A 12,094-nucleotide genomic window follows, 5' to 3' on the forward strand; every position below is an offset into this window, starting at 1 on the left:
TTAGATCATCATGTTGTAGTGAAGGTAGTTCATAATCCATACTGAACCGACTAACAGAATAGCGATACAGAGGATTGTATAAATAAACGCAATCACGTTCCAGCGTTGTTCTGAAGACGAGTTCATGTGCAGGAAGTAAACTAACTGTACAAGAACCTGAGCAACCGCAGTAATCGCAATAACTGTGACCAGCAGACCGCGGCTAAAACCACCTGCCATAACCATACCAAAAGGAATAATGGTTAAAATAACAGACAGGATAAAGCCAACAGAGTACTGCTTGAAGTTACCGTGTGATGCGCCAGCAGCGTTGTGATCGTGACCCATTATAGAACTCCCATCAAGTAAACGACGCTGAATACACAGATCCATACGATGTCAAGGAAGTGCCAGAACAAGCTTAGGCAAGCAAGACGACGCATGTTAGGTAGAGTCAAACCATATTTCTTGATTTGAATCATTAACACGATCATCCATACCAGACCAGAAGTAACGTGAATACCGTGCGTACCAACTAAAGTAAAGAACGCAGATAAGAACGCACTAACGCTTGGGCCATGACCAGCGTGAACTAAATGATTGAACTCATATAGTTCCATGCCAATAAAGATCGCACCGAAGATCCATGTGATGCCTAACCAAGTTAAAACTTTAGCAACATCTTTTTTGTATGCAGCCAGAACTGCAAAACCAAAGGTTACTGAAGAGATCAGCAGGGCGAAGGTTTCAGTTAAAACGAAACCTAAAGACTCGCCAAAAAGATCTTTTGCACTTGGAGTACCAACTGGAACGTGGCTGCTTAATACAGCGAATGCAATGAAGAGTGTACCGAAAATGATCAAGTCACTCATCAAGTAAGTCCAGAAACCAAAGACAGTGATGTCAGTATCATCGTGATGATGATGCTCATCGTGTCCGTGGTTGTCGTGATGAAGTACCTCAGCCATTGTCTTAGTCCTTCTTCAAGTGTTTTTCAAGTAAGGCATAACGTTCGTTTTCAATGCGTTCTACTTCTGCTGCAGGAACATAGTAGTCCACTTTCTTCGTGAACGAGCTCACGATGAACGAAATGATAGACGCGATAAACGTTACAACTACTAACCACCAGATGTGCCAGATAAGTGCAAAGCCCATTACTGTGATAAACATAGCAATCACAAAGCCCGCAGCACGGTTGGTTGGCATGTGGATGTCTTCGTACTTCGCTGGTTTCGCGTAAGCTACGCCATTCTCTTTGTCAGTCCAGAAAGTATCAATACCATTGATCTTTGGAAGATGCGCAAAGTTATAGAACGGAGCAGGAGATGAAGTCGCCCATTCAAGGGTACGGCCATCCCAAGGGTCGCCAGTGTGGTCAAGACGCTGGTTACGTTGCAAGAAGCCAACAATGATTTGCATTAAGAAGCATGCAATACCAATGGCAATCATTACCGAACCCACCATCGCGATCATGACATATGGGTCCCAATCTGGGTTGTCATATGTGTTCAGACGACGCGTCATACCCATGAAACCAAGGATATACAGCGGCATGAACGCAAAGTAGAAACCTAAGAACCAGAACCAGAATGCAGCTTTACCCCAAGTTTCATTCAGTCTCCAACCAAACATTTTTGGCCAGTAGAAAATGATACCTGCGAACATCGCGAATACTACACCACCAATAATTACGTTATGGAAGTGAGCGATCAGGAATAAAGAGTTGTGTACCAGGAAGTCCGCTGGTGGAACTGCCATTAATACACCTGTTAAACCACCGATACCGAAAGTCACTAGGAAGCCAAGTGTCCACAGCATTGGAGTTGTGTAGGTGATGCGGCCCTTGTACATGGTGAATAACCAAGAGAAGATTTTCACACCAGTCGGGATCGCAATAATCATGGTCATGATACCGAAGAACGCGTTAACGTTGGCACCTGCACCCATGGTAAAGAAGTGGTGAACCCATACAACGAAAGACAATACAGTAATTGCTACAGTTGCATACACCATTGATTTGTAGCCGAACAACGTTTTACGAGAGAACGTCGCAACAACTTCTGAGTAAATACCAAATGCTGGTAATACCAAGATATAAACTTCAGGGTGACCCCAAGTCCAGATCAGGTTTACATACAACATTGGGCTACCACCCATGTCGTTTGTAAAGAAGTGGAAACCGAAGTAACGGTCAAGCGTTAACATTGCAATTGTTGCAGTTAACACTGGGAATGAAGCAATGATCAGTACCGCTGTACATAAAGATGTCCAGGTAAAGATCGGCATGTCCATTAATTTCATGCCAGGCGCACGCATCTTGATGATGGTAACGAAGAAGTTAACACCCGTTAGAAGCGTACCTAAACCGGAGATCTGTAATGCCCAGATGTAGTAGTCCATACCTACGCCTGGAGAGTATTCAATACCTGACAGTGGAGGATAAGCCATCCAGCCTGTTGCAGCGAACTCACCAATTGCAAGTGAAACCATGATTAGACCCGCAGCACCAGCGAACAGCCAGAAGCTTAAAGAGTTTAATAATGGGAAGGCAACGTCACGAGCACCAATCTGTAAAGGTACAGAGATGTTCATCAAGCCTACTACAAGACCCATTGCCACGAAGAAGATCATGATCACACCGTGTGCGGTGAAGATCTGGTCGTAGTGCTCAGGGTGTAAATAACCTTCGCCACCACCTCGTGCAAGGAATTGCTGAAGACGCATCATGATCGCATCGGCGAAACCACGCAGCAGCATGACCACAGACACGATGATATACATGATACCAATTTTTTTATGGTCTACAGATGTGAACCATTCATTCCACAGGTAACCCCATTTCTTGAAGTAGGTAATACCCGCAACAAGAACGAGACCGCCCAGGATCATCATTACAACTGTAGCCTGTACGATTGGATCGTACGGAATTGCATCTAGTCCTAACTTACCAAACATGTCTTATTCCTCTACAGAAGCAGTCGCATGTTCAACGTTTACATGAGCTTCTGAAGCAGGCGCTTCAAGCGCAGTTTCAGCTTGAGCTGAATGGTCTGCACCATGATAGTTACTCATGTATTTATTGATCACAGATTCAAACAAGCCTTGCTCTACAGAAGAGTAATAAGTCACAGGATGTGGCTGAGTCTTATAAGGACCTTCTGCTTCAGCAGTTGCAGCAAGTTTTTTCTCTAGTTCTGTTTTCGCGTTACGAACCATTGCATCAATTTGTTTCTGTGAACGGTTACCGTCACGTAAAGATGCAAATTCAGCTTGATCTAGAACTGTTTTTTGAACAGCTTCAGGATTGATCGTTGTGCCTTGTCCGGCTTTAACCGCAGTTACCCATTGATCAAAATCAGCTTCAGTTACAGAGTGAGCAAGGAAGCGCATTTGAGAGAAACCGTAACCTGAGTAGTTAGACGAGAAGCCGCGGTATTGACCAGTGCTGTTCGCTAATATGTTCAGGTGAGTCTGCATACCCGCCATTGCATAAATCTGACCAGACAATGCAGGGATAAAGAACGAGTTCATTGTAAAGTTAGATGTTAAACGAAGGCTTACCGGCGTTTGCTCTGGGAAGCGGATTTCGTTAACAGTCGCAATGTTCTGTTCTGGGTAGATGAAGATCCATTTGAATTGTTCGGCAATAACCTGAACAGTTAATGGAGCCTTATCTGACTCGATTGGACGGTATGGGTCATACTTGTGGGAACCCCACCAAGTTAACCAAGCTAAAATACCAATAATAATAACCGGGATACCCCAAACCACGATTTCAATCGCAGTAGAGTGTGCCCATGTTGGTTTATAGTCTGCATCTTTATTTGATGCGCGATATTTCCAACCAAACCATAATGCCATGATGATTGAAGGAATCACCACTAATAGCATCAAGTAGATCGCAGTCATCATCAGGTTCGATTGACCTTCAGCAACTGGACCTTGCGAGTTTAGAAGTACCATATCACCACCACACCCGGTTAAGAGTGCAGCCATCGTAGATAAAGACAATACAGCTAAAATCGTTTGTCTCATTTTACAACCTCGGTGAAGAGTCCCATTCCCTAATTTAATTATGGGATAGCGATTATAGTGTCGCATGATTGATAAGTATTTTTTTTGACGCAAAAATCCTTGTCAATCATGATACACCGCTACGTTGTAGGGCATTATGCCTGATATCGACAAACTAAGCTACTCAAAAAGCGGCTTTAAATGACTGTAATAAAAACCGATTCTGTCACTCGGAATTAACTTTTTTACGAAATATTTTTATTTGTATATCAATGTAATGAATAAAAAAGGGATGAAATTTCATCCCTTTTTTGATCTTTTATTTTTCTTGCTTTACGACTTTGGTTTTGGCCAGTTTGTCATGCAAAGTCTGACGTTTTTCACCCAAAGCGAAGATATAATCGGCAATTGTAATAAACGGCATGAATAACAGATTCAAAATAATGAAAACCAGGGTACGCAGGGCAAATACGCGGGTCAGGCCTACTTTGCTGTGGTCTTCAGCATCGACAATCTTGATTTTGGTTAAACGTTTACCAATACTCTGTCCACTTTTGGCCAGCAGAAACGCCTGAATCCCGAGCATAATCAGCAGGTAAATAGCCATCATTTGCCAGGCATCGGCAGGAATCAGGCGAAACAGTTCCGACTGTAGTTGCACGGCCTGATCAGAGCTGGTGGCTGACTGCATTTTTTGTTGTAGTTCAGACAGTTGACCAAACTGGTCCTGCGTTAAAAAGAAAGATGGAATGGCGGCGGCGGGTAACCACAGCAACAGGTCAATAATTTTCGCCAGTGCGCGCGTGCCGATAGAGGCCAGTTCGGTTTGAGTGGCTTTTGCTTGCGGCTGGTTCAGGCTTGAATTGTTATAGCTGGCAGTATTCTGCGGCTGCTGAAACGGTGATGCTTCCGGTGCGGCCGGCGCAGGCTCGTAGCCTTCAGGTTGATATACAAGTTTACCTTGGGTGAGCTCACCTAAAGCTTTCCATTCTGTCATCCCTTGATGCCATGCAAGATCTGTCAGTAACACTTGCTGGCTGGCAAGCATCTGGTTTACTTGCTCCAGGGTATATGGACCGGCTTGTTGATTATTTCGTGCCAAGTAAATCTGCATAAAGTTTAAATCTCAAATCTATAAATAAAAAAGACCCAATGAATGGGTCTTTTTTAACATGTTTTATTAAGCTTGTTGAGCTTTTTCTTCAGCAAGGAAGAACCAGGTGTCTAATACTGAGTCTGGGTTCAGCGACACAGATTCAATCCCTTGTTCCATCAGCCATTTTGCCAGGTCAGGGTGGTCAGATGGACCTTGACCACAGATGCCGACATATTTGCCCGCTTTACGGCAAGCATGAATCGCCATCGACAGCAGGGCTTTTACCGCTGCATCACGTTCATCAAACAGGTGAGAAACAATACCTGAGTCACGGTCTAAACCAAGGGTTAACTGGGTCAAGTCGTTTGAACCGATTGAGAAACCGTCGAAGTGTTCAAGGAATTGCTCAGCCAACAGGGCGTTGGTTGGTAATTCACACATCATGATCACTTTCAGACCATTTTCACCACGTTTCAGGCCATTTTGTGCCAGCAGTTCCATCACACGTTTCGCTTCAGCCACAGTACGTACAAATGGAATCATGATTTGTACGTTGGTTAAGCCCATTTCATCACGGACTTTTTTCAGTGCGCGACATTCAAGCTCGAAGCAGTCACGGAAGTTGTCTGATACATAACGGCTTGCACCACGGAAGCCTAGCATCGGGTTTTCTTCTTCCGGCTCGTATAACTTACCGCCAATCAGGTTGGCATATTCGTTTGATTTGAAGTCAGACATACGCACGATGACTGGCTTGTCTGCAAACGCGGCTGCCAGCGTTGAAATACCTTCTACCAGTTTTTCCACATAGAATTCAACTGGAGAAGTATAACCCGCAGTACGTGCCATTACGGCTGCACGTGTTTCACGTGGCAAGCTGTCAATATTCAGTAGTGCTTTTGGATGCACACCAATCATACGGTTAATGATGAACTCAAGACGTGCCAGGCCAATGCCTTCGTTTGGAATTTGCGCGAAGTCAAATGCACGGTCCGGGTTACCCACGTTCATCATGATCTTGAACGGCAGCGCAGGCATCGACTCGATTGAGTTACGTTGTACTTCAAAATCTAAAGCACCTTCATAAATGAAGCCTGTATCGCCTTCGGCACAAGAGACAGTGACTTCTTGACCATCTGCTAATACTTCAGTTGCATTACCACAACCCACAATTGCAGGTACGCCTAATTCACGTGCAATAATTGCAGCGTGACAGGTACGACCACCACGGTTAGTAACAATGGCAGCGGCACGTTTCATCACTGGTTCCCAATCCGGGTCGGTCATGTCAGAAACCAGTACATCACCGTCTTGGACTTTGTCCATTTCTTTAATCGAGGTTACGATGCGAACTTTACCAGACCCGATACGCTGACCAATTGAACGGCCTTCACACAATACCGTGCCGCGTTGTTTCAGCAGGTAACGCTCCATGGTGCCCACGTTTTGACGACTTTTCACTGTTTCCGGACGCGCCTGAACAATGTAAATTAAACCGTCATCACCATCTTTGGCCCATTCGATGTCCATTGGTGCACCGTAGTGCTCTTCAATGATTAACGCCTGTTTTGCCAGTTCTTGCAGTTCGTGATCGTTTAAGGCGAACTGTTGACGGTCGGCTTTTTCAACATCAACCACAACCACAGATTTACCAGCCGCACCTTCTTCACCATAAATCATTTTCTGGTGTTTAGAACCGAGGTTACGACGTAGAACTGCGTGTTTACCTGCTCTTAACAGTGGCTTAGAGATATAGAATTCGTCCGGGTTGACCGCACCTTGTACCACCATTTCACCCAGACCGTAAGAAGCCGTAATAAAGACTGCATCACGGAAACCAGATTCTGTATCCAGGGTGAACATTACACCTGCGGCACCTGTTTCTGAGCGCACCATGCGTTGTACGCCAGCAGACAGGGCAACAACATCATGGTCAAAGTTTTGGTGTACGCGGTAAGAAATTGCGCGGTCGTTGTACAAAGAGGCAAATACTTCTTTAATGGCAATCAGGACGTTGTCGATGCCACGGATGTTCAGGAAAGTTTCCTGTTGACCCGCGAAAGAAGCATCTGGCAAATCTTCTGCGGTAGCAGATGAACGAACGGCAACCGCGATGTCAGGGTTGCCGTTAGAAAGTTCTGCGAAAGCATCGCGGATTTCTTTTTCAAGTTCTGCCGTAAGCGGAGTGTCGACAATCCATTGACGGATTTTTGCGCCTGTCTCAGCAAGAGCATTGACGTCATCTACATTTAACGTTTTAAGCTCGGCTTGAATTTTAGCGTTTAGGCCACTTTGCTCGAGAAATTCACGATAAGCTTGAGCCGTTGTCGCAAAGCCACCTGGTACAGAGACGCCAGCATTAGACAAATGGCTGATCATTTCGCCCAGAGATGAGTTTTTCCCACCTACGAGCTCAACGTCGTGTTTCCCTAATTTTTCTAGACCAATTACGCGCGCTTCCAAAGTTATTACTCCACTTTTGCAGTATTAATCACTATCTTGGCATGAAATTATATTGAATATGCTTAGCTTTTTGATTTAACTAAGCGACAGTCATGTAAGATCAGTTTACTATAAAGATTATATAGCACTAAGACAAATGTTTAAGGAGAATTTTAATGTCCGAAGGTAAACAAATTAAGCGGAGTGTTTTTTTTATTTCCGATGGAACTGCAATTACAGCTGAAACCCTTGGACATTCACTCTTAGCGCAATTTCCAAATGTAGACTTTGATATTCACATTCATCCTTATATTACGTCTGAAGAAGCGGCAATGAATGTGGTGACTGAGATTAATGCGCGTGCACAGCAAGATGGTCAACTGCCTTTGGTTTTTGACACGCTAGTAGATCAATATGTGCGTGACATTATTAACACTGCAAAAGCGATTAACCTAGATGTGTTCGAAGGCTTAATTAGCAAGCTTTCAGAGGAATTGGGTACACCACCAACCACCTTGGTTGGACAAACTCACGCAGTGACAGATTCTGAGTCATATAAGGCACGTATTGATGCGGTGCATTTTGCTTTGGACAATGATGATGGCGCACGTACCCGTCACTATGACAAAGCTGATCTGATTCTCATTGGCGTATCCCGTTCTGGTAAAACCCCAACCTCGATTTATTTGTCATTACAGTTTGGTATACGTGTGGCCAACTATCCACTGACCGAAGAAGATCTGGATGATAACCGTTTGCCAGCTGTGCTGCGTCCACACAAACATAAATTATTCGGTTTGATGATTGATGCCGAGCGTCTGGTGGCAATTCGTACCGAACGTAAAGCCAATAGCCGTTATGCCAGCTTTAACCAGTGCCAGATGGAATTACGTGCCATTGAAGGCATTTATATTTCTGAAGGTATTAAATACCTGAATGTGTCTGAAATGTCGATTGAAGAAATTTCCACCCGTGTCCTGCAAATGACCGGTCTAAAACGTCGTATTGGTTAAGTAATTGTTGTTAAAGCTGGAATACTACAGGCTGCAGTATTCCAGTGGATATTAGACTGAAAATAAATTAAAAAACTAAAAAATCGGCCTAAAATCCTGTTTCATCCATTGCTCTCATCGGCTTGAAAATTAATAACACTTTTCTCTTAATTTACCGCTCTTTTAATTTACTTGTACCTGTATTTACTTTTCCGGATTACGGTGAGTCGTAATAATCACATCGACCTTATATTCACTGCCATCAATGGTATAAATACTGTGTTCTGCAATTCGGGCAATGGGCCAGGTAATTAACTGACAGTTGTCACGTTGCAGCGCAGCATAATAACTGTCCGATTTAAAATAGGCGTGCTGGGTATCGGCAATATTCGGGGTCAGCTGACGTTTTAGCCAGGTATCTACCACCTGCGCATCTAAAAAGCGCAAGGCCAGAATATTCTTGACCCGGTTGTTAAACAGCCGGCGGTTTTTAAATACCAGCGGATGGCTGATTAAACGATGGATACCGCGTTCGGTACTTGGTAATACAAAGTGCGGTTCAATCTGAAAGACTTTAACCTGGCTGGCGACCTGGGCAATTTTGTCCAGCTGCGAGACACTGTCCTGATTGGCACCAATAATCGCCACGCTGCGTTGACTGAAGTCATGCTGTTTGCTGTCTTTGGCACTGATGCAAAGCCCCTGAAAGGCATGAAAGTCTGCTGCACAATTTTCAAAAACGCTTTTGCCGGTATCCTGCTGTTTAACGACCATGAGGGCATCCTTTCATTCTTGGTTTTATCAATTTAGATGTTTTACTCTATTTTTAGTCAGCTCTTGCTGGAAGGTAAAGCGCTTTAACTATCTGGCCAGTCATTTCGGTCACGGTGACGAAAATATCAGTGCAGGATGGGGCGAGAATAGATTCACCGTCACAATAAAAAAAGCCTGTAAATCCACACGGTTTACAGGCTCCATTACAGCTCGATGAAACTTATTTGAGCTGCATCAGGTAGTCAAAGTTTTGCAGACGTTTTTCAGTGTCATAGACATCACAGGTAAAGATAAACTCATCGACCTCATAACGGCTCAACAACTGTTCTAAGCCGGCTTTAACAGTCGAAGGTGAGCCAATTTGACCCATGGCATAGAAGTTATCCACCGACATTTTTTCAGCCGGTGACCATAAACCGTCCATGCTGGCGACTGGCGCTTTCAGTTTCAGGCTCTGACCACGCATTAAACCTAAAACCCGCTGATAGGCACTGGTGGCCAAAAACTGCGCTTCTTCATCGGTGGCCGCCACGACCGTTGGCACGCCCATTGAGACATAAGGCCGATCTAGATATTCAGACGGCTGGAAGTTATCCCGATACAGCTGAATGGCCTGACCGAGCATCCGCGGCGCAAAGTGTGAGGCAAACGAGTAGGGCAGACCCAATCGGGCTGCCAGCTGGGCACTAAACAGGCTGGAACCGAGTAACCAGACCGGAACATGGGTGCCTTGTCCTGGTGTCGCTACAATGCGTTGCTGCGGTTCAGGTTCTTTGAAATAGTGCAGAATTTCCAGCACATCTTGCGGGAACTGGTCTTCAGTTTCCTGACGGCCACGACGCAAGGCACGCATGGTGGTCTGATCAGTGCCGGGCGCACGACCGAGACCCAGCTCAATCCGGTCTGGATAGAGTGTGGCCAGCGTACCGAACTGTTCTGCCACCACTAAAGGGGCGTGATTGGGCAACATAATCCCACCAGAGCCGACTTTTAAAGTCTGGGTGTTGGCCAGAATGTAGCCGAGCAGCACCGCTGTGGCCGAGCTGGCAATGCCGTCCATATTATGATGTTCAGCCAGCCAGAAGCGGGCATAGCCCAGTTTTTCTGCCCGTTGCGCCAGCTCTAGCGCATGATGCAGGGAAAATTGAATGGTTTTATCGTCACGAACCGGTGCCAGTTCCAGAATGGAAAATTGTGTGTCTTTTAAACTGCGCATTGGCGTTCTCTATTCACATATCTATGGCTCACAGCATACGTTGTGTCCCGATGTTTGTATATCGCTTTTTTTCGATATAAGGTTTCATCGTGTAAAACAACACAAGCACCCGAAGGTGCTTGTGATAGGTTTAGATTCTGAACTTTGAAATTAACGGCGTTTTCCGTTTTTATAATGACCCAGATGCAGGCCATTATCACTGCGGTAACGGTCATTATAACGATAGTCGTTGTAACGGTAGCCACGGCTGTCGTAGCGACGGTCATAACGGCGATCTTCGCTGACTTTGGTACCTAACACTGCACCGGCACCACCACCTAAGGCTGCGCCAATATAACCACCATTGCTGCCGGCCATGTTTTTACCGACACTATAACCACCAGCGCTACCTAAAGCGGCACCAATGGCTGCACCATTGCGGTCACGTTTATCGGCAGAGACTGCTGCACCACCGGCACCACCCAAGGCAGAACCAATTAACGCACCGGTTGAGCCGCCCATTTGCTGGCCAATGGCTGCACCGACCACACCACCTAAAGCGGAACCTACTGCGACACGGGTGTTGTTGTCGGCGTGTGCTGTACCCATCATAAGCGCTGAGCTGGCCAGTACTGTACTCAATAAAATTTTGTTGATCTTCATGGTTACACTCCAAAGAGCACATTCAATTTGTCTTGACTTTAATGTAGAAAAACTTTGAGAAAAGATCGTGGAGGGCACAGGTGTCAAAATGCTAATTTTGGTCAACGCTGTGTAATTTTTCTGTCGAATCTCTTCATAATTGCCTCCTCATCCATCTACTGAAAAAATGAAATCCCAGGCGTAAAAAAAGCATCCTGAAGATGCTTTTTTACAAGGGGAGAATTAACGACGACGTTTTTTCTTCCATTTACGTTCCTGGTAACGGTCGTATTCTTTATCTTTGGAAATCTTGTTACCCAGCGCTGCACCACCGGCTGCACCGAGCGCTGCACCAATATAACCACCATTCGTACCGCCCATGTTCTGACCCACGGTATAACCCGCACCGCCACCTAAGGCACCGCCAATGGCAGATTCAGTACGATGGCGTTTGTTACTGGCTACAGCTGCGCCACCTGCACCACCTAAAGCCGCACCAATGGTTGCACCCGTGGTACCGCCCATGTTTTTACCTAAGGCTGTACCTGCGACACTACCTAAGGCACTGGCTGCAGCTACACGGGTCGCATTGTCAGCATGTGCATTCACCGTCATGAAAGAAGTGGCAGCAAGCGTTGCACTTAATAAAACAGCATTGAGTTTCATATTCACTCCATGTCCAAGAGCGGACTTTTTAATGTCATTTGATGGCAGTAAATGTAACAAAAGGATTCCCTGCAAATATGGAGAGGCACCTTCATAATTCAGTGCTTTGGTTTCGGCTTTGTATAAGTTGTATTAAAACTGTCGATTTTATCGGCAGCCCAGACTTTAAATTGAAAGAGGCAGGATGCATCTCTTGCACGCTGTAGCGTATTTGCCGGATTTGGCCATCAACCACGCAGTTTCTGCTACGAATAAAGATGTTATTTGCTGGCCAGAATCGTTAAACTATGGCAA

At 45.3% G+C, this 12,094-nt stretch carries 11 protein-coding genes; 1 reads left to right on the top strand and 10 read right to left on the bottom strand.

Annotated elements, in window-relative coordinates; translation table 11 throughout:
* The 6 genes from FTT68_RS02925 to ppsA all read right to left on the bottom strand — a co-directional run bounded on the left by FTT68_RS02925 (position 1) and on the right by ppsA (position 7,552).
* Positions 1-330 carry a cytochrome o ubiquinol oxidase subunit IV gene (locus FTT68_RS02925; RefSeq protein ID WP_171296426.1) on the bottom strand — a complete coding sequence of 110 codons (330 nt, stop codon included), beginning with the start codon at positions 328-330 and terminating at the stop codon, positions 1-3.
* Complete coding sequence (gene cyoC, locus FTT68_RS02930; protein WP_005178726.1) at positions 327-947, bottom strand: cytochrome o ubiquinol oxidase subunit III; 621 nt, start codon at positions 945-947, stop codon at positions 327-329. The genes FTT68_RS02925 and cyoC overlap by 4 nt, the downstream gene beginning before the upstream one ends.
* A 4-nt stretch (positions 948-951) precedes the next feature.
* Positions 952-2,934 (bottom strand): cytochrome o ubiquinol oxidase subunit I, encoded by a 1,983-nt coding sequence (cyoB, locus tag FTT68_RS02935; RefSeq protein WP_104491607.1) that lies wholly within the window; start codon positions 2,932-2,934, stop codon positions 952-954.
* 3 nt (positions 2,935-2,937) lie between these two features.
* Positions 2,938-4,014 (bottom strand): ubiquinol oxidase subunit II, encoded by a 1,077-nt coding sequence (gene cyoA, locus FTT68_RS02940; RefSeq protein ID WP_104491605.1) that lies wholly within the window; start codon positions 4,012-4,014, stop codon positions 2,938-2,940.
* Between the two features lie 298 nt (positions 4,015-4,312).
* Positions 4,313-5,107: an RDD family protein gene (locus FTT68_RS02945; protein WP_075166879.1), complete on the bottom strand. Its 795-nt coding sequence runs from the start codon at positions 5,105-5,107 to the stop codon at positions 4,313-4,315.
* A 66-nt stretch (positions 5,108-5,173) separates the two neighbouring features.
* Positions 5,174-7,552, bottom strand: coding sequence for a phosphoenolpyruvate synthase (ppsA, locus tag FTT68_RS02950; RefSeq protein WP_180175190.1), 2,379 nt, complete (start codon positions 7,550-7,552; stop codon positions 5,174-5,176).
* Between the two features lie 155 nt (positions 7,553-7,707).
* Here ppsA and FTT68_RS02955 point away from each other — a divergent pair, with 155 nt between their 5' ends.
* Positions 7,708-8,544 (top strand): pyruvate, water dikinase regulatory protein, encoded by an 837-nt coding sequence (locus FTT68_RS02955; RefSeq protein ID WP_104488923.1) that lies wholly within the window; start codon positions 7,708-7,710, stop codon positions 8,542-8,544.
* Between the two features lie 183 nt (positions 8,545-8,727).
* On the opposite strand, the gene FTT68_RS02960 is transcribed toward FTT68_RS02955, so the two are convergent.
* From FTT68_RS02960 to FTT68_RS02975, 4 genes are all read right to left on the bottom strand, one after another.
* Positions 8,728-9,297, bottom strand: coding sequence for a hypothetical protein (locus tag FTT68_RS02960; protein WP_005178717.1), 570 nt, complete (start codon positions 9,295-9,297; stop codon positions 8,728-8,730).
* A 220-nt stretch (positions 9,298-9,517) separates the two neighbouring features.
* Entirely contained in the window at positions 9,518-10,513 is a 996-nt protein-coding gene (locus FTT68_RS02965; protein WP_005178716.1) for an LLM class flavin-dependent oxidoreductase, read from the bottom strand.
* A 150-nt stretch (positions 10,514-10,663) separates the two neighbouring features.
* On the bottom strand, positions 10,664-11,155 hold the full coding sequence (locus FTT68_RS02970; RefSeq protein ID WP_180175191.1) for a glycine zipper domain-containing protein: 492 nt from the start codon (positions 11,153-11,155) through the stop codon (positions 10,664-10,666).
* 222 nt (positions 11,156-11,377) lie between these two features.
* A complete protein-coding gene (locus FTT68_RS02975; RefSeq protein ID WP_005178713.1) occupies positions 11,378-11,800 on the bottom strand; it encodes a glycine zipper domain-containing protein in 423 nt (140 codons plus the stop codon).
* Positions 11,801-12,094 lie beyond the last annotated feature (294 nt).

It is taken from the genome of Acinetobacter sp. Q85-2 (genome assembly GCF_013420555.1).
Taxonomy (GTDB): domain Bacteria; phylum Pseudomonadota; class Gammaproteobacteria; order Pseudomonadales; family Moraxellaceae; genus Acinetobacter; species Acinetobacter indicus.

What these genes read in the sequence shown, in the direction of transcription:
- cyoC (WP_005178726.1), bottom strand. Translation starts at nt 947, where the DNA reads ATGGCTGAGGTACTTCATCACGACAACCACGGACACGATGAGCATCAT.
- cyoB (WP_104491607.1), bottom strand. Translation starts at nt 2,934, where the DNA reads ATGTTTGGTAAGTTAGGACTAGATGCAATTCCGTACGATCCAATCGTA.
- cyoA (WP_104491605.1), bottom strand. Translation starts at nt 4,014, where the DNA reads ATGAGACAAACGATTTTAGCTGTATTGTCTTTATCTACGATGGCTGCA.
- FTT68_RS02945 (WP_075166879.1), bottom strand. Translation starts at nt 5,107, where the DNA reads ATGCAGATTTACTTGGCACGAAATAATCAACAAGCCGGTCCATATACC.
- FTT68_RS02955 (WP_104488923.1), top strand. Translation starts at nt 7,708, where the DNA reads ATGTCCGAAGGTAAACAAATTAAGCGGAGTGTTTTTTTTATTTCCGAT.
- FTT68_RS02960 (WP_005178717.1), bottom strand. Translation starts at nt 9,297, where the DNA reads ATGGTCGTTAAACAGCAGGATACCGGCAAAAGCGTTTTTGAAAATTGT.
- FTT68_RS02965 (WP_005178716.1), bottom strand. Translation starts at nt 10,513, where the DNA reads ATGCGCAGTTTAAAAGACACACAATTTTCCATTCTGGAACTGGCACCG.
- FTT68_RS02970 (WP_180175191.1), bottom strand. Translation starts at nt 11,155, where the DNA reads ATGAAGATCAACAAAATTTTATTGAGTACAGTACTGGCCAGCTCAGCG.
- FTT68_RS02975 (WP_005178713.1), bottom strand. Translation starts at nt 11,800, where the DNA reads ATGAAACTCAATGCTGTTTTATTAAGTGCAACGCTTGCTGCCACTTCT.